Origin of the sequence: Paractinoplanes lichenicola (genome assembly GCF_016785085.1) — a bacterium.
Lineage (GTDB): Bacteria > Actinomycetota > Actinomycetes > Mycobacteriales > Micromonosporaceae > Actinoplanes > Actinoplanes lichenicola.
This window is the reverse complement of sequence record NZ_JAENHO010000004.1, coordinates 18687-44005: the sequence shown is the minus strand read 5'-3', so window position 1 is coordinate 44005 and position 25319 is coordinate 18687. Positions and strand designations below refer to the sequence as shown.

The 25319-nt window shown below is 71.3% G+C and carries 21 protein-coding genes and 1 pseudogene; 11 read left to right on the top strand and 11 right to left on the bottom strand.

The genetic code is table 11. The annotated features are described in order from the left end of the window. Position 1: 1 nt before the first annotated feature. Together JKJ07_RS13585 and JKJ07_RS13580 are read right to left on the bottom strand one after the other, a co-directional pair. Entirely contained in the window at positions 2-673 is a 672-nt protein-coding gene (locus JKJ07_RS13585) for a hypothetical protein (RefSeq protein WP_202991872.1), read from the bottom strand. 280 nt (positions 674-953) lie between these two features. Beyond that, positions 954-2048 carry a hypothetical protein gene (locus JKJ07_RS13580; protein WP_202991871.1) on the bottom strand — a complete coding sequence of 365 codons (1095 nt, stop codon included), beginning with the start codon at positions 2046-2048 and terminating at the stop codon, positions 954-956. A 69-nt stretch (positions 2049-2117) separates the two neighbouring features. Here JKJ07_RS13580 and JKJ07_RS52220 point away from each other — a divergent pair. After that, a pseudogene (locus JKJ07_RS52220) lies at positions 2118-2201 on the top strand (toxin-antitoxin system HicB family antitoxin); the annotation flags it as partial. A 5-nt stretch (positions 2202-2206) separates the two neighbouring features. Here JKJ07_RS52220 and JKJ07_RS13570 read toward each other — a convergent pair. From JKJ07_RS13570 to JKJ07_RS13555, 4 genes are read right to left on the bottom strand one after another with little or no spacing between them, the layout of a single operon-like run. Further along, on the bottom strand, positions 2207-2518 hold the full coding sequence (locus JKJ07_RS13570) for a transcriptional regulator (protein WP_202991870.1): 312 nt from the start codon (positions 2516-2518) through the stop codon (positions 2207-2209). Then, a complete protein-coding gene (locus tag JKJ07_RS13565) occupies positions 2515-2943 on the bottom strand; it encodes a hypothetical protein (protein WP_202991869.1) in 429 nt (142 codons plus the stop codon). Before JKJ07_RS13565 ends, JKJ07_RS13570 begins: the two co-directional genes overlap by 4 nt. A 13-nt stretch (positions 2944-2956) precedes the next feature. Then, entirely contained in the window at positions 2957-3802 is an 846-nt protein-coding gene (locus JKJ07_RS13560; RefSeq protein ID WP_202991868.1) for a metal-dependent hydrolase, read from the bottom strand. Positions 3803-3859: 57 nt separating this feature from the next. Next, positions 3860-4366, bottom strand: a complete 507-nt coding sequence (locus JKJ07_RS13555) for a DUF1707 SHOCT-like domain-containing protein (protein WP_307834248.1) — start codon at positions 4364-4366, stop codon at positions 3860-3862. Positions 4367-4685: 319 nt separating this feature from the next. Here JKJ07_RS13555 and JKJ07_RS13550 point away from each other — a divergent pair, with 319 nt between their 5' ends. The 8 genes from JKJ07_RS13550 (at position 4686) to JKJ07_RS13515 (ending at position 14892) form a co-directional block, all read left to right on the top strand. Next, positions 4686-5819, top strand: coding sequence for a sensor histidine kinase (locus tag JKJ07_RS13550; RefSeq protein WP_307834247.1), 1134 nt, complete (start codon positions 4686-4688; stop codon positions 5817-5819). Then, a complete protein-coding gene (locus tag JKJ07_RS13545; RefSeq protein ID WP_202991866.1) occupies positions 5816-6487 on the top strand; it encodes a response regulator in 672 nt (223 codons plus the stop codon). Before JKJ07_RS13550 ends, JKJ07_RS13545 begins: the two co-directional genes overlap by 4 nt. Before the next feature lie 74 nt (positions 6488-6561). Further along, a complete protein-coding gene (locus tag JKJ07_RS13540; RefSeq protein ID WP_202991865.1) occupies positions 6562-8346 on the top strand; it encodes a hypothetical protein in 1785 nt (594 codons plus the stop codon). Between the two features lie 219 nt (positions 8347-8565). Continuing rightward, on the top strand, positions 8566-10875 hold the full coding sequence (locus JKJ07_RS13535; protein WP_307834246.1) for a putative bifunctional diguanylate cyclase/phosphodiesterase: 2310 nt from the start codon (positions 8566-8568) through the stop codon (positions 10873-10875). A 152-nt stretch (positions 10876-11027) separates the two neighbouring features. After that, positions 11028-11210, top strand: a complete 183-nt coding sequence (locus tag JKJ07_RS13530) for a hypothetical protein (protein WP_202991864.1) — start codon at positions 11028-11030, stop codon at positions 11208-11210. Between the two features lie 127 nt (positions 11211-11337). After that, positions 11338-12396: a glycoside hydrolase family 43 protein gene (locus JKJ07_RS13525; RefSeq protein WP_202991863.1), complete on the top strand. Its 1059-nt coding sequence runs from the start codon at positions 11338-11340 to the stop codon at positions 12394-12396. A gap of 83 nt (positions 12397-12479) precedes the next feature. Next, complete coding sequence (locus tag JKJ07_RS13520; protein WP_236028967.1) at positions 12480-13916, top strand: beta-1,3-glucanase family protein; 1437 nt, start codon at positions 12480-12482, stop codon at positions 13914-13916. A gap of 148 nt (positions 13917-14064) precedes the next feature. Further along, a complete protein-coding gene (locus tag JKJ07_RS13515; RefSeq protein WP_202991862.1) occupies positions 14065-14892 on the top strand; it encodes a DUF4142 domain-containing protein in 828 nt (275 codons plus the stop codon). A gap of 1 nt (position 14893) precedes the next feature. Here the strand turns inward: JKJ07_RS13515 and JKJ07_RS13510 are convergent, their stop codons facing one another. From JKJ07_RS13510 to JKJ07_RS13500, 3 genes are all read right to left on the bottom strand, one after another. Continuing rightward, on the bottom strand, positions 14894-15250 hold the full coding sequence (locus tag JKJ07_RS13510; protein WP_202992576.1) for a rhodanese-like domain-containing protein: 357 nt from the start codon (positions 15248-15250) through the stop codon (positions 14894-14896). 59 nt (positions 15251-15309) lie between these two features. Further along, positions 15310-18906, bottom strand: coding sequence for a methionine synthase (gene metH, locus JKJ07_RS13505; protein ID WP_202991861.1), 3597 nt, complete (start codon positions 18904-18906; stop codon positions 15310-15312). A 117-nt stretch (positions 18907-19023) separates the two neighbouring features. Next, a complete protein-coding gene (locus tag JKJ07_RS13500) occupies positions 19024-20754 on the bottom strand; it encodes a bifunctional 3'-5' exonuclease/DNA polymerase (protein ID WP_307834245.1) in 1731 nt (576 codons plus the stop codon). Positions 20755-21496: 742 nt separating this feature from the next. Between JKJ07_RS13500 and JKJ07_RS13495 the strand changes: the two genes are divergently transcribed. After that, a complete protein-coding gene (locus JKJ07_RS13495; protein WP_202991860.1) occupies positions 21497-22438 on the top strand; it encodes an NAD(P)-dependent oxidoreductase in 942 nt (313 codons plus the stop codon). A 3-nt stretch (positions 22439-22441) separates the two neighbouring features. Here JKJ07_RS13495 and JKJ07_RS13490 read toward each other — a convergent pair whose 3' ends face one another. Beyond that, positions 22442-23296, bottom strand: coding sequence for an aldo/keto reductase (locus tag JKJ07_RS13490; RefSeq protein WP_202991859.1), 855 nt, complete (start codon positions 23294-23296; stop codon positions 22442-22444). Between the two features lie 145 nt (positions 23297-23441). On the opposite strand from JKJ07_RS13490, the gene JKJ07_RS13485 reads away from it, so the two are divergent. Continuing rightward, positions 23442-24131 (top strand): hypothetical protein, encoded by a 690-nt coding sequence (locus tag JKJ07_RS13485; protein WP_202991858.1) that lies wholly within the window; start codon positions 23442-23444, stop codon positions 24129-24131. 2 nt (positions 24132-24133) lie between these two features. Here the strand turns inward: JKJ07_RS13485 and mgrA are convergent, their stop codons facing one another. Then, the gene (gene mgrA, locus JKJ07_RS13480) at positions 24134-25123 is read right to left on the bottom strand and encodes an L-glyceraldehyde 3-phosphate reductase (protein ID WP_202992574.1); all 990 of its coding nucleotides are present in this window, start codon (positions 25121-25123) and stop codon (positions 24134-24136) included. Positions 25124-25319 lie beyond the last annotated feature (196 nt).

Genomic DNA, 25319 nt, shown 5'->3' with positions numbered 1-25319 from the left:
GTCAGACCCAGACCGGGGTGCCGTGGTCGACGTCTTCCCAAGCCTTTATCCCGTACGCGGAAAGGACGAACTTGCGCAGCAGCACGAGCACGGCCGGCACGATCTCGACCTCCCCGACGCGCGACAGGTGGGCCAGATCCGGCGGGTACGGCGGGTGGCCGCGCCCCATCCGCAGGTTCAGCTCGTTCTCCCGCAGCAGACCACCGACCAGCGCGACCATGCTCTCCTGCGTCTCCGTGACCCTGAACTTGCGGGTGAACCTGTACGGCTCGGCCGCGCCCCGCCCCGCGGTGAAGTCGGCGAGCGCCGCGGCCCGGCTGACCTCGGGCAGGAAGAGGATCCGGGCCGTCAGCAGCGAGACCGGGTGGAACCGCATCACGAAACACGCGTGATACCGGCCCTGCTTGAACGCCACAATGAGCGCTTCCATCCGATCGTCGTCACGGTCGCGCAGCCGCTCGGTGGAGACCCGCTTCAGGGGTGTCCGCGCAGCCGCAGCCCACGGCGGTTCGGGTACACCATCCATCGTGGCCGCGGCCCGCTGCGCGAGCGTCTCCAACTGCCCGTCCGTCGCCACGGCCAGCGCCAGCAGAGCGGCCCGAGCCTCAGCCGTGCCCGTCTTGGCCACCGCCTCCAACACGATCTCGCGAGGCAGCCCCATCAAATCGGTCACGGAAACGAACGGCGCACTCAACGAAGCCCCGACGGACGCCGCGCACAGGGGATCACTCAGATTCGTGAGCCGGGACCCGTGATCCCGGAAGAACGCCCGAAACTCACCCAGCCGCCGCCGCACCGAGACATCGGCCCCGGACCGATAGGACCGCCAAATCTCCTGCTCCGCCCGCGGCTCCCGCAGAGTCGCCAACGAACTCGGCGTGCCACGCCCCCGTCGTCCGAACATTCTGTCCATAGTGGCACTACACCGAGCGACCCGATACCCCGGCGAGCGCTCAGCGCGGCGGCGCCTCGAGGGTGGCCACGCGGGACTTGTCGGATTGGTCGGGGTCGCGGACGTAGCCGGGCGTGTCGACCTTGGTGGCGAACGTGGCGGTGAACTTCGTCAGCTTCTCCGGCACGGAGACGGTGAACGCGCGGCTCGTCGCCTCCTCCGGGAGGCCGGGGGCCAGCGGGTCGGCCGCGAACACGGTGGTGCCCGCCGGCCACAGTCGCGCCGGCATGCCTGAGCCGGACAGGCGCAGGTCGCGGCCGAGGTCGACCTGGATCGTGGCGGGGGTCCGGACGCTCTTCGACGTGAGTGGCAGCTCGAGCGAGCCCACACTGACCGAGACCTTGCCGGTCAGCCAGGCCCGACCGGCCGGGGCCCAGCCCTTCTCCTCGGTCCACGGGCTGAGCCGCGCGTTCAGGCTGGCGATGATCGAGGTGTAGGTGCTGCCCCGATAGCGCCACCGCTCGGAGGGCCCGGCCGACGCCTGCCGCAGCGGATAGAACGCGGCGACGGCGACGGCCCGCTTGCCGGTGCGCAGGTCGAGCGACTGGGTGCGGCCCTCGTCGGTCAGGTCCAGCCGCACTTCGGCCCCGGCCGGGACGACCGCCAGCAGCGCGTCCCGCAGGTTGTACGCGGAGAGCGAGTTGCCGAGGTCCCGGCTTTTCCCACCGACCACCAGCGCGAAGCTGACCTTCTTCAACGCGTCCTTCTGCGACATCGGGATCACGTCGGGGTTGTCGGCGTCCACGATGAACAACTCGTGCCCCTCGGGCGCCCGCAACGCCTGGTCTGCGACCTGGAAGCCGTCAGCGTCCTTGATCTCGAGCCCCGCGGCCATGAGCTGGTCGCTGGTCAGCTCCGGCGCCGCCACCCAGCGCGCGAACTTGATCGTTTGATGCGGACTGACGAGGAACGCGTCCTTGAGCTCGGTCGCCGGCAACCCGAGCTGCGACACCGGCGCCGCCGCCCCGCCGCTCGAATACAACGCGAGCGTCTCAGCGGTCCCCGCCCCGTCCTCCCCTGACGAACCCGGGGAACCCGAACAGGCGGTTGTCACACCCACCAGAGCGGCCAGAACAGCCACCATCACACGCCTCACCGCGGACCTCCCCAAGATCGCGGTCGATCTTAGTGGCGACCCGCCCGGCCAGCGGCGCCACCCGAAGAGGTTCATCGACGTCTCGCCGTACGCGCGGCCGAGCAGGGCGTCTCGCTGAACGCGTTGGCGTCGTCGCGGCCGGCCGGAGCCTGACGCCGTCAGGATTGCTGGTCGGCTGGGATCACTGTCGTCGCGTTGACTATTTCCTGCAGGGCGGCCACATGCCCCCGGTAGGCCTTGAGCCCCTGGCGGGTCATCGAGAGCCAGACCCGGCGGGTGTCGCTGCCCAGCCGTTCCTGTTTGACGTAGCCCGCGTCGACCAGGGCCGCGACCTGTTTGCTCAATGCGGACGGGCTCAGGTCGAGGTGGTCCTTGATGACCGACAGCTCCACCGTCGTGCCGGCGACCAGCATCGCGCAGATCCGCAGGCGATGGGTCGGGTGGATGATCGGGTCGAGCTCCGCCGTCACCGCGGGCGGCCGGTCGTCCGGCGGTGGGCCACGCTGCCCACCAGGTAGAGGGCTGCGGTCGCGACGGCGAGGGCGATGACCGGCCCGGTGTGGTCGCTGACGGCGAACGCGGCGGCCATGCACAGGCCCGCGCCGATCACCGAGACGAGGAAGACCCGGCTCGTGGGCCACGTCCACGGGGTCCCCATGCGGTATCCGGTCACGGCGTTCACCGCGATGACGGCGAACGCGACGGCCAGCAGGGTGGGGAAGCGATTGTCCTCGGGGGCCAGGGCCGTCAGCGCCATCGCGCCCAGCAGGACGGCGTTGACGGGGTAGAGCCACGTGGGCCACGGCGTGTCCCGCACCGCCCGCTGCGCGACGTCGATGCTGGCCAGCGCCTCGCGCGCCGCGGTGGAGTCCGGCACCCGCTCAATGTTTTCCATGACGGAAACTATGTCAGATATTTTCCTTCATGGCAACTGTTGAGCTTGTGGAAATCAAATCCTCGAACCGCTGCAGCAGGCCGGGCGCGAAGATGCCGGCGATCGCGACCAGCGAGATGACGACCATGGCCGTACGCAGGACGACCGTCTCGACCTTGCCGCCGACCTTGATGGCCATGCCGTTGGGGACCCCGACCATGCGCCACAGCCGGCGGCCGGTCGGTACGGGCCACAGGATGGGCACGCCCGCCGACGTGATGATGTCGCCGAACAGGTGGACCACGCAGCCGACCGCCACCGCGAAGCCGAGCATCGGATAGCCGCGGTCGCCGGGCAGGTTGGCCGCGGTGAACCAGGCGATCACGGCCGAGCAGAGGGTGACGATGAACCAGCCGGCGCGTTCGGCCCACTTGTCGAACAGGCCCCGCAGGGCCAGGCCGGCCGTGAAGAAGACGATCCCGACCACGGCCCATTTGCCGAAGTGGCCGGCGAGCGCCGTCGTGCCCCAGCCGAGCAGCCCGGCGAAGGGCAGGGTGTGGGTGAACGTACGGTGGCCGTTGGTTCGTCTCGGGTCGCGCGAGAGCCGGGTCGCCGTGTAGATGCCGAGCGACACCTTCTCGATGACCTCGGCCACGAAGAGCGAGAAGACCCCGAACGTACGGGCGACTGTCGCGCCGCCCTGGTTGCGGGTGACCTTGCCGGACAGGTCCAGGTCGGGGAGCAGCGCGCCGCCCGCGCAGACGAGCGTGCCCACGGCCACCGCGAGCGGCGACTGCTCATACCCGGCGAAGTGGTCCAGCGCCCAGGTGCCGGCCAGCCAGGCGGTCGCCCCCGAGAGGGCGTGCGACGGACCCATCATGTGAAGTTGTTCCTCCCCGCTTGAACCAATCAACTCTGGCAAAGCGGGGAGGATCGATCAACAACCGCGGTGTCCACTGTGGAACTGACGCGGGCCGTCCCAGCCGGGGCCGTTCCAGGGCGCGACCCCGTGGCCGAGGCTGTACTCGTAGCGGTAGTGGCGGTAGCGAGCGTGCTTCATGAACCCGATGACCAGGAAGATGAGCGGGATCGCGGGCCAGAAGAAGTGCGCCCCCGAGATGATCCAGAGACCGGTCAGGATCATGCCGATCGAGACCACCACCCACGCGTGCCGGCGCAGGGCCCGGCGTGTCGCGACCCGGTTGCCGGGCGTGTCGGCCAGCGCGCGCAGCCCCCCGAACGGCAGGTCGGCGGTGAGCGGGGCCAGCTCGTCGCGGAACTTCGAGGCGTACACCTTGGCCAGCCGCTCCTCCCCCTCGGCCAGGTCGAGGCGGCCCTCGGCCATCGCGGCCCGCAGGATCTCGGCGACGTGCTCGCGTTCCTTGTCGGAGGTCCGCATCCGCTTGGTGCTCGTCTGGGACCAGTTGGTCTCGTTGGGTTCCACCGTGTCCTCCTCGGGGCGTCGTGGAACAAGCGTCGGCTTTTCGGCGCTTGCGGGCGTCGCCCCGGCGGAGCATCTTCCGGGAGGCCTTCGGGAGGGCAAAACCGCTTTCCCGTACGCCGTGAGGAGCACAACCGCATTCCCGTGTACGCCCGTGGGAGTACCCGCGTCCGGTCCCGCGCACCGATGCCCGGGTGGGAGCGGGTGCCGTAGCTTCGGCAGGGTGAGACACATGCACCGGCCCCCGTCGCCGCCCTGGGCGCACGGGAATCGAGGTGGCCCCCCGATTCCCGGGACGTTCCGCGGCCGGCGGGACCCGGGCGTGGGCGCAGCCGTCGGCGCCGCCCTGTTCCAGCTGATCGGGGCCAAGAACCTGGCCGGCGAGGGCCGCGTGTTCGTCGCGTTCAGCCCGTGGGTGTGGGCGCTGCTGATCGTCGGCCCGGCCGCGCTGCTGGTCCGGCGGCGCTACCCGGTCGTCGCGTTCGCGATCACGACGGCCGCCTCGCTGACGTTCGCCACGATGGCCGAGCCGCACTGGTTCTGGGCCGTCGCCCCCATGATCGCGCTGTTCCACCTGGCCGCCTGCGGGCGGCGCACCGCGTCGATCGTCGCCGCCCTCACGGCGTACGGGGTCTATCTTGTGCTCTTCTGGGGTTTTCGCGCCGAGCTGGACGAGCGCGTGCTCCCCGGGCTGCGCGAGACCCTGCTGGTCGGCATCGCGCTGGCCGGGGCCATCTTCATGGGCGGGATCGCCAAGATCAAGGGCGAGCAGATGGCCCAGCTGGTGAAGGTGCGGGCCGAGCGCGAGCGGGCCGAGGAGGAGCAGCAGAAGCGGCAGGCGTCCGAGGAGCGGCTGCGCATCGCCCGCGAGCTGCACGACGTGATCGGCCATCACCTGTCGCTGATCAACGTGCAGGCCGGCGTGGGCCTGCACCTGATGGACAGCCGCCCCGAGCAGGCCCGCGAGGCGCTCTCGGCGATCAAGACGGCCAGCTCGGAGGCGCTGCGCGAGGTGCGTTCGGTGCTGGGCGCGCTGCGCACCGAGGACGAGGCGGCGCCCCGGCAGCCCGCGCTGGGCCTGAGCCGGCTCGACGACCTGACCGCCGACGCCGGGCTGCCGGTCGAGACGAAGACGACCGGCGAGGTGCGCACGCTGCCGGCCGAGGTCGACCGGGCCGCGTACCGGATCGTGCAGGAGGCTTTGACCAACGTGCGCCGGCACGCGGGGGCGGGCGCGACGGCCTCGGTCTGCGTCGACTACCTGCCGACCGCGCTGCACCTGGCCGTCCGCAATACTTTTGTGGAGGTGGCGCCGGTGCGCGAGGGCGGCCCCGCGGGCACGGGCATCGCCGGCATGCGGGCGCGCGCGCAGAGCCTGGGCGGCACGCTCGAGGCGGGCCCGGTCGACGGCGGTTTCCTGGTGTCGGTCCTACTACCCACGGGAGAAGGCGCATGATCTCGGTGCTGCTGGCGGACGACCAATTGCTCGTACGGGCCGGTTTCCGCGCCCTGCTCAACGCCGAGCCCGACATCGAGGTCGTGGCCGAGGCGGCCGACGGGCTGGAGGCGGTGACCAAGGCGCAGCAGACCCGGCCCGACGTCGTGCTGATGGACATCCGCATGCCCGGCGTCGACGGCCTCGAGGCCACCCGCCGGATCGCCGCCGACCCCGCCCTGACCGAGACCCGCGTGGTCATCCTGACGACGTTCGAGCTCGACGAATACGTGTTCGAGGCCCTGCGTACGGGTGCCTCGGGCTTCCTGGTCAAGGACACCGAGCCGGTCGAGCTGATCCGCGGCGTGCGGGCGGTCGCGGCCGGTGACGGCCTGTTGTCACCGAGCGTCACCCGGCGCGTGATCGGCGAGTTCGCGGGCGGCGGCACGGGCCGGTCCGCGACCCCGCCGGCCACCCTCGATCAGCTGACCGACCGCGAGCGCGAGGTGCTGGTGCTGGTGGCCGAGGGCCTGTCGAACGACGAGATCGCGGCCCGCCTGGTGATCAGCCCGGCCACCGCCAAGACCCACGTCAGCCGCACGATGATCAAGCTGGGGGTCCGGGACAGGGCGCAGCTGGTCGTCTACGCGTACGAGGCAGGCCTGATCCGCCCGGGCTGGCTCGCCTGATCCCGCCGGGCCGCACAGGCCGTCATCGGTATGTGACAATGTGCGGCGCTGCGCGGCGGACATAGGGGGCTTGGGTGACCGAAATCGACGAGGCTGTCCCCTCCGCTGAGCAGGCCGTCGCTGAGCAGCCGCGTCCGGGCCTGGCCAGGCGGCTGTGGGCCCGCCGCGAGTGGATCCTGGTGATCCTGGGCTCGCTGGTGCTGGCCGTGCTGCTGACCTGGCCGACGATGAAGGACCCGAGGCACACCGTGCCGGGCGACATCGGCGACCCGGCCCTGTTCGCCTATCAGATCGCCTGGGGCGGGCACGCGCTGCTGACCGATCCCGCGCATTTGTGGGACGCGAACACGTTCTATCCCGAGCCGCACTCGCTGGCCTTCACCGACACCGTCCTCGGCTACATGCCGTTCGGCATCTTCGGCTCCGGCCTCGACGACGCCGTCCTGCGCTACAACATCCTGTACGTCCTGCTCCACGCGCTCGCCTTCATCGGGGCGTACGCGCTGACCCGGCAGCTGGGCGCCCGCCCCCTCGGCGCCGCGGTGGCCGGTGTCGCGTGGGCGTTCGCGCCGTGGCGGCTGGCCCACGCCGGGCACATGAACGTCATCTCCACCGGCGGCATCGCGCTCTGCCTGGCCATGCTCGCCCGCGGCCACGGCTGGTCGCTGCGCCGGGGCCATCGCCCGGACCGGCACAAACCGGGCTGGGCGCTGGCCGGCTGGCTGGTCGGCGCGTGGCAGATCAGCCTCGGCCTCGCCATCGGGCTCCCCTTCGCGTACCTGATGATCGCCATCTGCCTCGTGGCCGCCGCGTGCTACGGCTGGGCCTGGTGGCGGCGCGGCCGTCCGGTCTTCGGCCGGCGACTGCTGGTGGCCGACCTGATCGGCGGGCTCAGCTTCGGCGCGGCCACGGCGTACATGGGGGTCGCCTACCTGCGCGTGGTGGATCTCAACCCGCAGGCCGACCGCGGGCTGAACTGGACCGAGATGTATTCGGCGCCCTGGCGGGGCTTCTTCATCGCCCCCGACAGCTCCTGGCTGTGGGGCGACCGGCACGCCGCCGTCCGGGCCGACCTGTTCTGGCCGCCCGAGATGGCGCTGCTGCCCGGCGTGGCCCTGATCGCCCTGGCCGCCGCGGGCTTGTTCTTCTCGGTCTTCAAGGTCCGCCACCGCGTGCTGCTGCTCCTCGGCGTCGCCGTGGCCGTGCTGCTGGCGCTGGGCGCGAACACCCCCTGGCACGGCGACCCCGGCTATCTGACCCTCTCCAAGCACCTGCCCGGCTGGAACGCGCTGCGCACCTCGGGCCGGATGATGCTGTGGATCTCGCTGCTGATGGCCGTGCTGGCCGCCGGCGCGATCAGCGCCCTGGTCGTCCGGGCCCGCACGGCCGCGCCCTGGGGCCCCGGTTCGCTGACCCGCGGCAAGTTCGTCGCGGTGCGGCTCGCCCTGCTGATCCCGCTGGCGCTGGTCGTCGTCGAGGGCGTCAACAAGACCCCGCACCCCGAGTTGATCCGCTATCCGGCCGCGATGGCCGCCGCTCAGGAGCCGACCCTGGTGCTGCCCAGCGGCGGCAGCCTCGAGATGTCCATCATGCTCTGGACCACGAACGGCTTCCCCCGCATCCCCAACGGCATCGTCACGTTCGAGCCGGCCAGCCAGCAGCGGATCCGCGAGGTCAGCAAGACCTTCCCGGACGCCCCGAGCATCGCCGCCCTGCGCGCGGAGGGCATCCGCTCGGTCGTCGTCCTGCCCGAGTGGCTGCCCGACACCCCGTGGGTGGGCGTCCCCGACCGCCCGACCGACGGCCTCGGGATCACCCGCGAGGTCATCGACGGCCACATCCTCTATCGCCTCGACTAGGCCCTGTTTCGTAGCTGCGGCGGGGCTGCGGCAGGGCCCAGATCCCGCCTGGCGGCGTCCCGCGAAAGCCAGGTTCCAACACCGGGAGCCAGGCTTCCCCGGGCCACCACCAGACGAAATCTGGACCCGGCCTCGCTGCCACCCCAGCTACGAAACAGGGCCTAGAAGCGAACGTTCGGGGGAGATCGTCTCTACATCGGACCGGTTAGGGTCGGGCGCGTGAAGCAGGGAGGCGCCGGCCGGCGATATGTGGGGGCCACCGCCGCTGTCGCCCTGGCCGGCACCCTCTGGTGCGTCGGCTATCTCGGCTTCGGCGTCGGGGTGGAGGCGGTTGCCTACGTCTTCGTGCCCCTCGGCGGCGCGCTCGCCGCCGGCAGTGTGGCCGGGCTGCTGCGCCGGGGTGGCGCCGGCCGCGACCCGGTGGCCCGGCGGTTCTGGCGGGCCATCCTGCTCGCCGCCGTCTCGCTCACGGTGGGTTACACCTGGCTGGCCGTCGACATGTTCGCCCACGCCGACGAGGTGCGCACCCGCAGCATGCCCGCGCCCGCCGCGGCCCTCGCCGCTTTCGGGTTCCTGTTCGCCATCTGGGGGCTGGCCCGGGTGCCGGTCGCCCCGGCCGGCCGGGCCGAGCGGTGGCGGATGAGGCTGGACCGGACGATCGCGTTCCTCGGCTGCGCCGCCGTGCTGTGGTATCTGGGGCTGGCCCCGATGCTGTCGGCCCGCGAGCCGTGGAGCCCGCAGGCGACTGTGCTGGTCGGGCTGGCCCTGCTGGTCGCGGTGGGAGCCGCGACGAAGGTGTCGTACATCGCGGGCGGGCCGGTCGACCGGGTGGCGATCCGGTTCATCGCGGCCGCCGGGGGCATCCCGGCCGGGGCCGACGCGGTGCTCGCGGTGCAGTACGGCTATCTGGCCAGCGTGCTGGCCCAGGCGATCTTCATGCCGCTGTGCCCCCTGCTGGTCACCTTGGGCGTGGCCGCGCAGCAGCGCGCCGACCGGGGGTTGCGCCGCGAGCAGGCCCGGGTCGGGGTGCTGCTGCCCTATCTGGCCATGATCCTGGTCGACGTGCCGCTGCTCGCGGTCGCGTTCGGCGCGCCGCTGCGGGCGCCGGTGCGGGTGGTGCTGATCGCCGCTGTGGTGGTGACCGCGCTGGTCATGGTCCGGCAATACCTGGCGTACCGGGAGAACGCCCGGCTGCTGCGGAAGGCGCAGCTGCAGGAGGAGCGGCTGCAGTACGAGGTCGGCCACGACGGCCTGACCGGGCTGGCCAACCGGGCGCTGTTCCGCGAGCGCCTGACGACCGCGCTGGCCGGTCCGGGGCCGGTGTCGGTGCTGCTGATCGACCTCGACGACTTCAAGACGGTCAACGACCTGCTCGGGCACGGGGTCGGCGACCGGCTGCTGATCTCGGTGGCCCGGCTGCTGCGGGCCGAGGTGGGTCAAGACCTTCCCGTCCGGGTGGGAGGCGACGAATTCGCCGTCGTGCTGACCGGCGCCGACCCCGAGGCGCTGGCCGCTCGGCTGCTGACCGCGCTCTCGCGCCCGATCAGCGAGCACCGGCTGCTGGTGCAGGCCAGCATCGGCATCGCCACCGCGGCCCCGGGCGCCACCGTCGACACGATCCTGCGGGACGCCGACGTCGCCATGTACACGGCCAAGCAGCAGGGCAAGGCGGGGTTCGTCCGGTACGCCGAGGGCATGGGTGAGCCGGTGCTGGCCCACATGCAACTCGGCGGCGAGCTGCGCCGGGCCCTCGACAACGACGAGTTCCGGGTGGTCTACCAGCCCATCGTGCGGCTCGACGGCAACCGCCTGGTCGGGGTCGAGGCCCTGGTCCGCTGGCATCACCCGACGCGCGGCGTGGTCGGGCCGGGCGAGTTCATCCCGGCCGCCGAGCGCACCGGCCTGATCGTGCCGCTGGGCCGGTTCGTGCTGCGCGAGACCTGCCGGCAGGCCGCGGCGTGGCTGGCCGAGTTCGGGCCGGACGCGCTGCGCGAGGCCGGGCTCAACGTCTCGGCCCGGCAGCTGCACGACCCCGATTTCGTGGCCGAGGTGGCCGGCGCGCTGGCCGACAGCGGGCTGCCCTGCGAGCGGCTGGTCCTCGAGGTCACCGAGTCGGCCGTGCTGCGCGGCCAGCAGGTCTCGCGGGCCCTGTACGAACTGGATCGCATGGGCATCCGGCTCGCGCTGGACGACTTCGGCACCGGCGAGTCGTCGCTGAGCCTGCTGCGCGCCTTCCCGGCCGCGATCGTCAAGCTCGACAAGTCGTTCGTGGACGGCATCGAGATCGACGACGGGCACCCGGCCGCGGCCGACGCCCGGCAGGCCGTGGCCCGCGCGGTCATCCAGCTCGCGCACGCCCTCGGGCTCGACACCGTGGCCGAGGGCATCGAGAGCCCCGAGCAGGTGGCCGCGCTGCGCGAGCTCGGCTACACCCTGGGCCAGGGCTTCCACCTGGCCGAGCCGATGACCGCCGACGGCGTCGCCCGCCTGCTGGCCCGGCAGGCCGCCGCGACGCCCGTCGGACCGTGATCAACCACACCCGGTAGCCCTCTTGTCACATCAGGGAGCTTATGTGTTTGCGTGATCATCGAGGACCCTTGCCGTCAACACCGTTTCGGTTGATGATTTCGGGCTCGTTACGGCGCATCATGTTTTGGTTCCTGATCGAGAAAGCGTGAGCCATGTTCCGAACCGTCGACGCCGAAGCCCGCTCGCTGACCACCGCGAACGAGATCGCCGCCCTGCTCCGTGCCGAGTACGTCGCCAGCGGTAACCGCGCGTACCTGCACGCCGCGAATATCGCCCTGAGCCGTACGCCGCAGGCCGCCGTGCTAGTGCCCGAGGCGATGCCGGAACCGGTCTGATCGGCCGCCCCAGGACGATCACGTGGTCCCGGGGCGGACGCACCCGTTTCTGCCCTTACGCGCATTGACAACGATGTAAACGGCGGCCGATCCTCGGGAGATCCCCCAATCCCCCGAGGAGTTCGTCATGAAGATCCTCATCCGCCGCCTCGCGTGTGTGTCGGCCGTCGTCCTGGCGGCCGCGTTCGTGCAGACGGCAACCCCGGCCGAGGCCGGGCAGACCTCCCTGCGGGCCGCCGACCCCAGCGTGTTGCGGGTCGGCGGCACGTACATCTCGGTCCAGTCGACCGGCGGCGGCATCGCCGTGCGGCAGGCCTCGTCGACCGACGGGCTGGCCACCGCGCCCCAGCGGCAGGTCTGGTCCGACTCCCGCAACCTGGGCGAGGTGTGGGCGCCCGAGATCGCGGTCGACGGCGGCCGCTACTGGATCCACTTCTCGGCCGGCCGCGGCTCGGCCCACCGGATGTACGCGATCAGCTCGGGCGCGCCCGACAGCGGGTACACGGCCGAGACGCGGATGGCCCTACCCGACGACAAGTGGGCCATCGACGGCAGCATGTTCACCTTCAACGGGCAGCGCTGGTTCGTGTGGTCGGGCTGGGCCGGCGACACCAACGTCGAGCAGAACCTCTACATCGCCCGGATGAGCAGCCCCACCACGACCACGGGCGGCCGGTACGTCATCTCGCAGCCCCGCGAGGGCTGGGAGCGCGTGGTCGGCAACCCGTTCATCAACGAGGGCCCGGAGCCGATCCGCGACCCGAACGGGCAACTGCACATCGTGTACTCGGCCAACGGCAGCTGGAGCGACCAGTACTGCCTGGCCGACCTGCGGCTGCGGGCCGGCGGCGACCCCACGTACGTCTGGGACTGGTACAAGTCGAACGGCTGCATCTTCGGCTCGAACCGCGCCACCATGATGGCCGGCTGGGACCCCACCCTGTACGCCAACGGGCCCGGCCACCACACGTTCGTGCTGCTCAACGGCGACATCGCGACGAGCCCGCCGGCCGGCCCGCGGTTCCCGATGATGTATCACGCGGTGCCCAAGGGCACGCCGTACTCGTGGGCCAACCGCTACTGGTACACGGGCTCGTTCGTCTGGTGGGGCAACACCACCTACACCCGGGCCAACGTGCCCGGCGCGACCTCGAACACCGGGTTCGGCCTCAAATTCTTTGAATAAAGAGGCAGCGTTCGATCGGCTCCATTGACAACTGTTAACTTTCCAAAACATTCTCTCCTCACCCGAACAGTTGAGGAGCCGACTTGCGTAAGCGCACCGCATGGCTGAGCGCGGTGGCGGCCCTGGCCGTCGCCGCGCCCATTGCGGCGGTCACATTGCCCGCCTCGGCGGCATCCCCCGCCATCCTCCCCGTCACCGTCACCAACAACACCGGCCGCGGCGACGCGGTCCACCTCTACGTCATCGGCATCATGAACGGCCGCTGGGGCTCGGTGAACAGCGCCGGCGCGTTCTCGCCGTGGCCCGCGGGCGGCATCCCCCCGACCCCGGCGCCCGACGTGTCGATCCCCGGCCCCGGCAACGGCGGCAGCACCACGATCCGCATCCCCAAGGGCCTGTCGGGCCGCGTCTACATGGCGATGCGCGACAAGATCAAATTCTTCATCACGCCCGACGGCTTCGTGCAGCCCGCGCCCTGGGCACCCGGCGACCCCAACTTCAACACCCTGTTCGACACCAGCGAGTTCACGTTCAACGACGCCGGCCTGTGGCTGAACAGCTCGCAGGTCGACTTCTTCGGTATCCCGCACGCGGTCACCGTCACCAACGGCGCCGGGCAGACCAAACGTACGGGGGATGTGGTCAACGACGGCCGGAACAAGGTGATCAACGCGATCAAGGCGCAGCCGGGCTGGGAGCGGTCGGTCATCACCCGCTCCGACGGCACGGTGCTGCGGGTGCTCGCGCCGGGCAAGGCCACCGACGCCGGGTTGTTCCCCGCGAACTACCTGGACTCGTACATCAACTCGGCCTTCGCCGCCTACACGAGCCGCACGCTGACCGTGGTGCCGCGTTCCGCCGAGCCGAACCGCAAGTTCTTCGGCCGTACGGTCGGCAACACCATGCGCTTCACGGACAGCTCGGGGGCCGAGGTCGCGACGGTCGACAAGCCCTCGACGTCGAACGTGTGGGGCTGCGACGGCGTCTTCAACGCGCCCAACGTCGCCCCGTTCATCCAGAGCGAGGTGCGCCGCACGATCTGCACCGCGCTGGTCCGCGGCACGCTCGGCACCTCGGCGCAGGAGCCGGTGCTGGACGCGAACGCGTTCTACAAGAACAGCGCGGCCAACCACTACTCGCGGATCATCCACGCCAACATGGCCGACGGTAAGGCCTACGGCTTCGCGTACGACGACGTCGGCGGCTTCGAGTCGCTGGTCAACGACGGCGACCCGCAGCGGGCCGGCATCATCCTGAGCCCGTTCGGGGCCGGCGGGAACCCGCCCGTGACCACCCCGCCGACGACTCCGCCCACGACCACTCCGCCGACCACACGGCCGCCGACGACCCCGCCGACCACGCAGCCGCCCGCCGGCACCACCTCCTGGGCGGCCAACACCCCGTACGCGGTGGGTCAGATCGTGACCTACAACGGCGCGCGTTATCAGTGCCGGCAGGCCCACACCTCGCTGCCGGGCTGGGAGCCGCCGAACGTCCTGGCGCTCTGGCTGCCCCTGTAAGCCCGTCGAGACAGCCTGCCGGCGTCGCCCGGCAGGCTGTTTCCATGCCCGTCGAATATTTCCTATGAGTTTCCTTTGATCCGGAGACGGGTCGTCCTCCGTACTCCTGCACGTCCAGGGCCAGGAGACAGCAGTTCGGGAGGTCGGCGTGTCCACCGTCGCTCATGTGTTCCGCCGGTTGGCCGGCGTGGCCGTCGCCGCCACAGTGGCCCTGGCCGCCCTCGAACCGAGCGCCGCCTGGGCCGAACCGGGCGTCCCCGACCCGCCCAACCAGCTGATCACCGACACCGGCAAGGGCCGGGTGGCCGACGCCGACGCCGACTTCGCGGTCAAGGTGCGGCTGGCCGGGCTGTGGGAGATCCCGGCGGGCGAGATGGCCCAGGAGAAGTCGAACAACGCCCGGATCAAGAAGATCGGCCAGGACATCGCGTCCCAGCACGTCGTGCTCGACGAGATGGTGCGTAACGCGGCGGCCAAGCTCGACATCGACCTGCCCGACAAGCCCAACGCCGATCAGCAGGGCTGGCTCGACGAGATGGCGAACGCCGAGGGCGAGGAGTTCGACCAGATCTACATCGACCGGCTGCGGGCCGCCCACGGCAAGATCTTCCCGGCCATCGCGACGATCCGCACGAGCACCCGCAACGACACGATCCGCAAGCTGGCCCAGCGGGCCAACCAGTTCGTGATGACCCACCTGACGCTGCTCGAGAGCAGCAACCTGGTCGACTTCGCCGCGCTGCCGACCGCTCCCCCGCCCGCCGCGGCCACGCCCGCGGGTGGTGCTGCCGGTGCCGCCGGGCCCGGTGGCGCGGTGCTCTCCTCGGCCGAGCAGAGCGACTCGAGCTCGCAGCTCAGCATGCCGATGATGGGCGTCATCGCGGTTCTGATCGCCGGCGTGGCCCTGTTCCTCACCCGCAACATGTGGCGCGACCCGCATCGCCGCCGGCGACGCCGCTACCGCTCGTACAACTGAGTCAGTAGCGCACGTCCTCCGGGCCGGTGGCCGTCGGCAGGCCGGCCGCCACCCACGCCTCGAACCCGCCGGCCAGGTCGGTCGCGTTGACCAGGCCGAGCGCGCGCAGGCTGGCCGCGGCCAGGCTGGAGCTGTAACCCTGGCGGCACACCACGATCACCACCCGGTCGTGGCCGGTCGCCTCGGGGATCCGGTTGGGCGACGTGGGGTCGAGCCGCCATTCCAGCACCGTACGGTCGATGACGATCGCGCCGGGCAGCGAGCCCTGCTGCCGGCGCTGGATGTCGGTGCGCGTGTCGATCAGCAGGGCGCCGGCCGCGACGGCCGCCCGGGTCTGTTCCGGGTCGAGCCGCCGCATGCCGTCACGGGCCTGAATCAGAAGATCATCGACTGTGGTCACCCGACGATCTTGCCCCACTAGCTGATTTCGTACGCCAGGTTGGGGCGGAGCCAGCGCTCGACCTCGTCCAGCGGCATCCCCCGGCGCCGGGCGTAGTCGGCGACCTGGTCCTTGCCGAGCCGGCCGACCGTGAAGTAGCGCGACTCGGGGTGGGCGAAGATCAGCCCGCTCACGGCGGCGGCCGGCGTCATCGCGAACGACTCGGTCAGCGCGACGCCGATCTCGTCGGTGCCCAGCAGCTCGAACAGGTCCTTCTTCTCGCTGTGGTCGGGGCTGGCCGGGTAGCCCAGGGCGGGCCGGATGCCGCGGAACTTCTCGGCGTGCAGGTCGGCCAGCTCGGGCTGCGCCTCGGGCTCGAACCACTCGCGGCGCACGCGCAGGTGCAGGAACTCGGCGAACGCCTCGGCCAGCCGGTCGGCCAGCGCCTTCACCATGATCGCGCGGTAGTCGTCGTTGTCGGCCTCGTACTTGCCCGCCAGCTCCTCGGCGCCGTGGATCGCCACCGCGAAGCCGCCCAGGTGGTCGCCGTGCCCGGCCGGCGCGATGTAGTCGGCCAGGCAGCGGTTGGCCCGGCCGGCCGGCTTCTCGGTCTGCTGGCGCAGCATCGGGAAGGTGACGCCGTTGTCCAGCACGATGTCGTCGCCGTCGCTGTGGGCGGGCCAGAGCGCGTACTTGCCGCGCGCCTCGAACGAGCCGTCCGCGATGATCTGGTCGAGCAGCGCGTTGGCGTCGTCGAACAGCTCGCGCGCGACCGGCTGCTCGAGGATCGCCGGATACTTGCCCTTGAGTTCCCAGGCCAGGAACAGGAACTGCCAGTCGACCATCTCGCGCAGCTCGGCGATCGTCGGCCGGACCTCCCGTACGCCCGTGAACGTGGGAGCAGGGATCTCGCCCAGGTCGATCCGCTCGCGGTTGGCCCGGGCCTGCTCCAGGGTCAGCAGCGGCTGCGCGTGCCGGTTGGCGTGCTGCTCGCGCAGGCGCTCCTGGTCGGCCCGGTTCGCGACGTCGAGCCGCTCGGCCCGGTCGGGCTGCAGCAGGTCGCTGACGACGCCGACCACGCGGGACGCGTCGAGCACGTGCACGGTCGAGCCGTCGTACGCGGGAGCGATCCGCACCGCCGTGTGCTGCTTGGACGTGGTGGCGCCGCCGATCAGCAGCGGCAGCTTGAGCCCGCGGCGCTGCATCTCGGCGCCGACCGAGACCATCTCGTCGAGCGACGGCGTGATCAGGCCGCTGAGCCCGATCACGTCGGCGCCCTCGCTGATCGCCGTGTCCAGGATCTTGCCGGCCGGCACCATCACGCCGAGGTCGATCACCTCGTAGTTGTTGCAGCCCAGCACCACGCCGACGATGTTCTTGCCGATGTCGTGGACGTCGCCCTTGACCGTGGCCAGCACGACCTTGCCCTGGCCGCGGGTGTTGCCGCTGGCCGCCTTCTCCTCCTCCATGAAGGGCTCGAGATAGGCCACCGAGCGCTTCATCACGCGGGCGCTCTTGACCACCTGGGGCAGGAACATCTTGCCCGAGCCGAAGAGGTCGCCGACCACCTTCATGCCGTCCATCAGCGGGCCCTCGATCACCTCGAGCGGCCGTTCCTTCTCCTGCCGGGCCTCCTCGGTGTCGGCCTCGATGAAGTCGACGATGCCGTGCACCAACGCGTACGAGAGTCGCTCGGAGACCGGGGCGTCGCGCCAGGACAGGTCGACCTCGCGCTGCTTGCCCTTGCCGGTCACCGTGCTGGCGAACGTCACGAGCCGGTCGGTGGCGTCCTCGCGGCGGTCGAACAGCACGTCCTCGACCAGCTCGAGCAGGTCGGCCGGGATGTCCTGATAGACCGCCAGCTGGCCGGCGTTGACGATGCCCATGTCGAGGCCGGCCTGCACCGCGTAGTAGAGGAAGGCCGAGTGCATGGCCTCGCGGACCACGTCGTTGCCGCGGAACGAGAACGACAGGTTCGAGATGCCGCCGCTGGTGCGCGCGCCCGGGCAGCGCTCCTTGATCAGCGGGAGGGCCTCGATGAAGGCCTTGGCGTAGCCGTTGTGCTCGGCGATGCCGGTGGCCACGGCGAGCACGTTGGGGTCGAAGATGATGTCGCCGGGCGCGAAGCCGGCCTCGTTGACCAGCAGGTCGTACGCCCGGCCGCAGATCTGGACCTTGCGGTCGCGCGTGTCGGCCTGGCCCTGCTCGTCGAAGGCCATGACGACGACGCCGGCGCCGAAGTCGCGGATGCGGCGGGCGTGCTCGAGGAACTGCTCCTCGCCCTCCTTGAGGCTGATCGAGTTGACCACGCCCTTGCCCTGCACGCACTTGAGGCCGGCCTCGAGCACGCTCCACTTCGAGCTGTCGATCATCACCGGGATGCGGGCGACCTCGGGCTCGGTGGCGATCAGGTTGAGGAACGTGGTCATCGCCGTCTCGCTGTCGAGCAGGTCGGCGTCCATGTTCACGTCGAGCAGGTTGGCCCCGCCGCGCACCTGGTCGAGCGCGACGTCGACCGCGCCCTGATAGTTGTCGGCCTCGATCAGGCGGCGGAACTTGGCCGAGCCGGTGACGTTGGTGCGCTCGCCGATCATGACGAAGCCGGTGTCGGGGCCGATCTCGAAGGGCTCGAGGCCGCTGAATCGGGTGGTCTCGCTCTTGGTCGCGACTTCCCGCTTGCTGGCGCCTTTGACGCTCTGGGCGATTTGTGCGATATGCGCGGGGCTGGTGCCGCAGCAGCCGCCGACGATGTTGACCAGGCCCGCCTCGGTGAACTCCTTGAGCAGGGCCGCGGTCTGGTCGGGGGTCTCGTCGTAGCCGCCGAACGCGTTGGGCAGGCCCGCGTTGGGGTGGGCGGCGACGTAGGTGTTGGCCAGCCGGGCCAGCTCGGCCACGTGCGGGCGGGCCTCGGTGGCGCCGAGCGCGCAGTTCACACCCACGATCAGCGGCTCGGCGCGCTCGATGGACCGCCAGAACGCCTCGACGGTCTGCCCGCTCAGGGTGCGGCCGGACAGGTCGACGATCGTCACCGAGATCCACAGCGGCAGCTCGGGCGCGACCTCGCGGGCGGCGGCGATGGCGGCCTTCGCGTTGAGCGTGTCGAAGATCGTCTCGACGAGCAGGATGTCGACGCCGCCCTCGGCCAGGGCCGCGATCTGCTCCGCATACGCCGCCTTGACCTGGTCGAACGTGACGGCCCGATACGCCGGGTCGTCGACCCTGGGCGAGAGCGACAGGGTGACGTTGAGCGGGCCGATCGAGCCGGCCACGAACTTGCCCCCGGCCTCGTCGGCGGCCTGCCGGGCCAGCTGGGCGCCGCGCAGGTTCATCTCCCGCACGTACGACTCCAGGCCGTAGTCGGCCTGGGCGATACTCGTCGCGGTGAACGTGTTGGTGGTGGTGATGTCGGCCCCGGCGGCCAGATATTGCCGGTGGACGTCGAGGATCACATCGGGCCGGGTCAGGATCAGCAGGTCGGGATCGCCCGTGACGTCCTGCGGATGATCGGGGCCGATCAGGTCGCCGCGATAATCCGCCGGGGTGAGCTTGGCCCCCTGCAGCATCGTGCCCCACGCGCCGTCGAGCACGACGACGCGCTCGTCGAGCAGGCGCTTGAGCTCATCAGTTCTTGCCATACCGACCACCTCCGCGGTTCAACGGAGGCGCCCTTGGTCGGTTTCCACCGAGCGAGCGTGGCGGGTGTCACCCCGTTGCAGCGCCTCTCGCTTCGGACCCACAAAGGTACCCGATTCTCATTTAGCTTCGGCGTACGCACCAACTACTGAGACGTCGAGGGGGAAGCGCACGGCCGTGTCGCCGAAGAGCAGCCGCCCGGCCTCGGCGGCGCTCTCGTGCACGGCCGCGACGACCCGGCCGGCCTCCTCGATCGGGCAGTGCACCACCACCTCGTCGTGCACGAAAAGCACCATCTCCGCCCGGCTCGGGGACGGCCCGGCCGCCGGTGGGGCCCCACCTGCCGCGCGTTCGCCACTGAGCGCCGTGCGCAGCGTCGCGAGCAACACCAGGGCCCACTCGGCGGCGGTCGCCTGCACCACGAAGTTGCGGGTGAACCGCCCCCGGGCCCGCCCCGACGCCCCGCCCTGCGGCTCGCCCGAGCCCGCTTCCTCCGGCGGGTCGAGCCCGGCGTCGCGCCAGGCCCCCGACGCGGGCGGGCACGTGCGCCCCAGCCACGACCGGACCAGTCCCCCGGCCTCGCCGACCCGGGCCGCGTGCTCGACGAACTCGAACGCCGTCGGATAGCTCTTGCGCAGCACGGCCAGGGCCGGGATGGCCGAGCCACCGGTCTGCCCGTACATCGCCCCGAGCAGGGCCAGCTTGGCCTTCGCGCGGTCACCGTCGAACGAGTCGGCGGCCAGCGCGGCATAGAGGTCACCCGCGGCGGCCGCGGCCGTGAACCGGCGATCCCCCGAGACGGCGGCCAGCACCCGCGGCTCCAACTGGCCCGCGTCGGCCACCACGAACGTCCACCCCGGGTCGGCCACGACGGCCCGGCGCACGGCCTTGGGCACCTGCAGCGCCCCGCCGCCCCGGGTGGCCCACCGGCCCGAGACGACGCCACCCGGAACGTATTCGGGCTTGAAGCGCCCGTCGACCACCCAGGCGTCGCACCACGACCAGCCGTGCGCCGTCCAGATGCGGTAAAGCTCCTTGTATTCGAGCAGCGGCTTGACCGCCGGATGGTCGACGTGACGCAGCACCCAGGCTCGCGTGTTGGGCACGTCGACGCCCGACCGGGCGAACGCCCGCACCACCTCGGCCGGCGAATCCGGATGCAGCCCCCACGTGCCGAAGGCGGCATTGATCTCGGCCGACAACTCGGCCAGCCGCCGCGGCGGCCCCACCGGCTGCGGCGGCCCGAGCAGCTCGCGCAGCAGCCGATCGTGCAGGTCGGCCCGCCAGGGCAGCCCCGCGTGCCCCATCTCGGCCCCCACCAGCGCCCCCGCCGACTCGGCCGCGACCAGCAGCCGGAACCGCCCCGGATGCTCGGTCTCGCCGACGCGGCGCAGCTGATGGGCATAGACCTCGCGAACCGCCTCGAGCACGTCGAACCCATGATTCCCCGGCGGCGTGGCGGCGGTTTCGAAGAGCGCCCCCTGCGCATAACCCGGAGGCTCGGCGGCCCGCGGCGGCGGATCGGCCGGCACCGGCAGGCCGTGCAGCCGGGCCCGGGCCGCGGGCAACGCCTTGGGCGACCCCCACCAGCCGGCATGCCCCATCAGCAGGGCCTCGGTGAGCTCGAGATCGTGACATCGGGTGACTCGAACACCGCTGCGGAGCAGGGCCGGATAGATCTCGGCCGTGGCCGCCCAGACCCACCGCGGGTGATCGGCGCCCTCCCGCTCGGCCATGGCCTTGGCCAAGTCGCCCACCTGCCGCACGGGACCCGCCGCACTGCCGTCGGCGTGCAGGTCTTGCAGACGGCCACCCAGCCCGTCCGCATCAACCACCACCGCCGTCAGCACCCCCTGATTCTCACCGCCGGGTACGACATTTTCCCGCCACCTCCAGCCCGGCCTTCCTTCCCGGCCGCCGCCCTCCACCCCACATGGCCACTCGCCGTCCTCTCGCCCCACTCCCTCTCAACGCGCCCGCTTCCAGCCGACGACTCCTCTAGCCGTCCGCGTCAACAGGACGGCTGCCTCTCGCCGTCCCCCAATCCCACTCCCTCCTCAACGCGGCCGCTGTCAGCCCAGACCACCCCAGCCCCGTCGCGCCGACTGCCCCGGAGCCGTCGGCTAGGCCCCAACCGCTCACCGAACCGCCTGCCAGCCGCCTGACTCGTGAGTGAGTACTCACAAACACAGCCACCGCCGGCCGTACAGCGGGACGGTCCGCAGAACGATGCCGATGCCGACGGCCTCCCGGCGTAAGTGAGTACTCACATACCTGACACAGAACATCCGGCCGACGGCATCGCGGAGGGGCCGAGTGCGACAGTGCGGGCGACGCAACACAGCAGGGGAAGGTGCCGAAGGTCAGGCGGGACGCGACGCGGCCGACAAGAGGGCGACGCGGCCGACAAGAGGGCGACGCGGCCGACAAGAGGGCGACGCGGCCGACAAGAGGGCGACGCGGCTGACGAGTGCGCCGACCGGAGGGCGGGCGCGGCGGGCGGGCGGGCACGGCGGGCGGGCACGGCGGGCGAGGGCGGGCGAAGGCCACGGCGGGCGGCGCGATGTGTGGGCCGGCAGGGTGCGGCGCGGCATGCGGCGTGTGAGGGTGCGGCATGCGGGAACGTCGTGGCAGCCGGAAGAGTGGCGCGGAAGGATGGGGATCATGAGCGAGAAACTGACTGTGGCGGTCCTGGGCACGGGCATCATGGGGGCCGCCATGGCGCGCAACCTGATCAAGGCTGGGCACGCCGTACGGGTCTGGAACCGCAGCGCCGGCAAGGCCGCCCCCTTGGCCGAGGACGGCGCCACGGTCGCCGGTGACGTCGCCGAGGCCGTCCGGGACGCCGATGCCGTGATCACGATGCTCTACGACGGCGACGCCGTACGGGAGGTCATAGCCGAGGCCTATCCCGCCGTCAGGAGCGGCGCGCTCTGGGTGCAGTCGACGACGGTTGCCCTCGAGGACGTCGACCGGCTCGCCGCGGAGGCGCAGGAGCACGGCCTGGTCTTCTACGACGCTCCCGTGCTGGGCACCCGCCAGCCGGCCGAGGCCGGGCAGCTCACGGTGCTGGCGGCCGGGCCGGCCGAGCAGCGCGCCGCGGTCGAGCCCGTGTTCGAGGCCGTGGGCAGCCGCACCGTCTGGCTCGACCGGCCGGGCGAGGCGACCCGGCTCAAGCTGGTGGCCAACAGCTGGGTGCTGGCGCTGACCCACGCCGGGGCCGAGACGTTGTCGCTGGCCGAGGCGCTCGGGGTCGAGCCCGACAAGTTCCTCGAGCTCATCGAGGGCGGCCCGCTCGACAACGGCTACCTGCGGGTGAAGGTGGGCCTGGTGCGCGGCGACAAGCTGTCGCCGGCCAGCTTCGCCGTCTCCACGGCGGAGAAGGACGCGCGCCTCATCGCCGAGGCCGGTCGGCAGCACGGCGTCCGGCTCGACCTGGCCGAGGCCGGGGCCGAACGGTTCCGCCGCGCCGCCGGCCAAGGCCACGGCGACAAGGACATGGCCGCGTCCTACTACGCGAGCTTCGACGAATAGCGGTCAGCCCAGTTCGGCCAGGTCCTCCGGGGTCAGCGTCAGGCCGGCGGCCGCGGCCGAGTCGCGGATCGTCTCGGGGCGGCTGGCTCCGGGGATCGGCACCACCACTGGCGACTTGGCCAGGTGCCAGGCCAGGCAGACCTGCTGCGGGCTGACGCCGTGCCGCTCGGCCACCGTGGTGAACTTGTCGGCGTGGCCGTTGAGCTCCGAGGCCTTGCCGATGCCGCCCAGCGGCGACCACGGCAGGAAGGCGATGCCCAGCTCGTCGCAGAGCTTCAGCTCGGGCTCGGAGGAGCGGAACGACGGCGAGAACTGGTTCTGCACCGACACCAGGCGGCCGCCGAGGATCTCCTGGGCCTGCCGGATCTGGGCCGGGTCGGCGTTCGAGATGCCTGCCATCCGGATCTTGCCGGCGTCGAGCAGGTCGCGGAGCGCGCCCACCGATTCCTCGTACGGGGTCTCGGGGTCGGGCCGGTGGAACTGGTAAAGCCCGATCGCGTCGACGCCGAGCCGCTTGAGCGACGCCTCGCACGCCTGCTTGAGGTAGCCGGGCGAGCCGTTCTTGGTCCAGCTGCCGTCGCCGGGGCGCAGGTGGCCGCCCTTCGTCGCGACCAGCACGCCGGAGGTGTCCCCGCCATAGGTGGCCAGGCCACGGGCGATCAGCGACTCGTTGTGACCGACCTCGTCGGCGCCGATGTGATAGGCGTCGGCGGTGTCGATCAGCGTCACTCCGGCGTCGAGCGCGGCGTGGATCGTCCGGAGGGAGCGCTCCTCGTCGGGTCGCCCCTCGATCGACATCGGCATGCCACCGAGGCCGATCGCGCTCACCGTCACGTCACCGATGCGGCGACTCTGCATGATCAAAACCTTCCGTCGTACGGGGTGGGGAAGTCTTCGGGTACCCCGGGAGGCGAACCGGAACCACGAGTTTTGATCGACGTGGGGGCCGGGGAGGCACTAGCATGACGCGCGTTCCCACGGGCAGCGGCGAGGACGTGGCGTTATGCGGTGGTTCCGGCGCGGTGCCGGCAAGCAGGAGCAGACCGACAGCACCGCGGCACGGGCGCTGGTCGACGACGTCCGGGCCCGATACGGCGCTCACTTGCACAACCCGTTCCAGGGCCAGGCCGCTGCGTGTGCCGCGCAGCTGGCCGCGGCCGACGAGGACGGGCTGCTCGCGGCGGCGATGATCCTGCACGAGTTCGCCGACGACGCCCACCGCGACATCAGCACCCAGCTCGGCCATCTCGTGGACCGCCGCAACTATCGCCCCCAGTGGCGCCACCCGCGGGGCGGCCCGCGGTGGAACCTGTTCGCCCTGCCCGGCCGCCTGCACCCGTACATTCACGTCGGGGCGGCCGCCGCGCTGCTCGGCGACCAGGCCAAACGCACCGTGCGCGTGACCGCCCCGGTTCCCGTGCTGGCCCACGTCTTCGAGATCCTCGACCTGACCGTGATCGGCTGGGAGTTCGCCCGGGTCCGTCCCGACACCGACCTGGCCGGCCTCGCGCACCGCCTGATCGGCACCGCGCGCGACCTGCGGGCCGCGATGAGCGACGAGCCGCCGCTGCCCGACCCCGTGCGGGAGCTGATGCGCCGCAACAACACCATTGATGTGTACGACCCTCAGGCCCCGCACGTGGTCGGCCGCTTCAACCCGGGCAAGGAGATGCGCGAGGCGTTGCTGGCCTGAGGTCAGCTCTCGCTGGAACGGGCCCAGAGGTTGATGCCGGATTCGGTGGCGTGCTTGTCGATCTCGGCCAGCTCCTCGGCCGTGAACTTGGTGTTGCCCAGCGCGGCCACGTTGTTCTCGAGCTGGGTGACGCTGCTCGCGCCGAGCACGACCGATGTCATCCGCGGGTCACGCAGGGCCCACGCGATGGCCATCTGGGCCAGGGACTGGCCGCGCCGCCGGGCGATGTCGTTCAGCGCGCGGATCTTGGAGAGGTTGTCGTCGTTGAGCCAGTCCGGGGTGAGCGACTTGTCCTCGGTGGCGCGCGAGCCCTCGGGCACCCCGTCCAGGTAACGGTCGGTCAGCATGCCCTGGGCCAGCGGCGAGAACGCGATGCAGCCGGCGCCGGCCCGGTCGAGCTCGTCGAGCAGGCCGCCCTCGATCCAGCGGTTGAGCATCGAGTACGACGGCTGCGAGATCAGCAGGGGCGTGCCGAGGTCACGCAGGATGGCGGCCGCCTCCGCGGTCTTCTCGGGCGAGTACGACGAGATGCCCACGTACAGGGCCTTGCCCGCCCGGACGGCGGCGTCGAGCGCGCCCATCGTCTCCTCGAGCGGCGTCTCGGGGTCGTGCCGGTGCGAATAGAAGATGTCGACGTAGTCGAGGCCCATCCGCTGCAGCGACTGGTCGAGCGAGGCGGTCAGGTATTTGCGCGAGCCCCAGTCGCCGTACGGGCCGGGCCACATGTCGTAGCCGGCCTTGGACGAGATGACCAGCTCGTCGCGGTAGGGCCGGAAATCCTGGGCGAGCAGCTTGCCGAAGTTCAGCTCGGCCGACCCGTACGGCGGTCCGTAGTTGTTGGCCAGGTCGAAGTGCGTGATGCCGAGGTCGAACGCGCGCCGCAGGATGGCCCGCTGCGTCTCGAGCGGCCGGTCGTCGCCGAAGTTGTGCCACAGGCCGAGCGATACGGCCGGCAGCTTGAGGCCCGAGCGCCCGGTGCGGCGATATTCCATGGATGCGTAACGGTCCGCGTCGGCGGCGTAGTTGGTAGACACGCCTCCAGCTTCGCACTGCCCACCGATGGCGGCTCGTAGTTGAGCACGTCTCTATATCCCCGCTCGGGTGTCCGGCCAATGCGATGATCGGTCAGCGTAGTCCGGCAGTTCAGCCGACATTCGCCGGGTAGCCACACCAATACGCTGCGCAGCG

What these genes read in the sequence shown, in the direction of transcription:
- JKJ07_RS13565 (WP_202991869.1), bottom strand. Translation starts at nt 2,943, where the DNA reads ATGGAAAACATTGAGCGGGTGCCGGACTCCACCGCGGCGCGCGAGGCG.
- JKJ07_RS13560 (WP_202991868.1), bottom strand. Translation starts at nt 3,802, where the DNA reads ATGATGGGTCCGTCGCACGCCCTCTCGGGGGCGACCGCCTGGCTGGCC.
- JKJ07_RS13545 (WP_202991866.1), top strand. Translation starts at nt 5,816, where the DNA reads ATGATCTCGGTGCTGCTGGCGGACGACCAATTGCTCGTACGGGCCGGT.
- JKJ07_RS13530 (WP_202991864.1), top strand. Translation starts at nt 11,028, where the DNA reads ATGTTCCGAACCGTCGACGCCGAAGCCCGCTCGCTGACCACCGCGAAC.
- JKJ07_RS13525 (WP_202991863.1), top strand. Translation starts at nt 11,338, where the DNA reads ATGAAGATCCTCATCCGCCGCCTCGCGTGTGTGTCGGCCGTCGTCCTG.
- JKJ07_RS13510 (WP_202992576.1), bottom strand. Translation starts at nt 15,250, where the DNA reads ATGCGGCGGCTCGACCCGGAACAGACCCGGGCGGCCGTCGCGGCCGGC.
- metH (WP_202991861.1), bottom strand. Translation starts at nt 18,906, where the DNA reads ATGGCAAGAACTGATGAGCTCAAGCGCCTGCTCGACGAGCGCGTCGTC.
- JKJ07_RS13495 (WP_202991860.1), top strand. Translation starts at nt 21,497, where the DNA reads ATGCGGCGTGTGAGGGTGCGGCATGCGGGAACGTCGTGGCAGCCGGAA.
- JKJ07_RS13490 (WP_202991859.1), bottom strand. Translation starts at nt 23,296, where the DNA reads ATGCAGAGTCGCCGCATCGGTGACGTGACGGTGAGCGCGATCGGCCTC.
- JKJ07_RS13485 (WP_202991858.1), top strand. Translation starts at nt 23,442, where the DNA reads ATGCGGTGGTTCCGGCGCGGTGCCGGCAAGCAGGAGCAGACCGACAGC.
- mgrA (WP_202992574.1), bottom strand. Translation starts at nt 25,123, where the DNA reads ATGGAATATCGCCGCACCGGGCGCTCGGGCCTCAAGCTGCCGGCCGTA.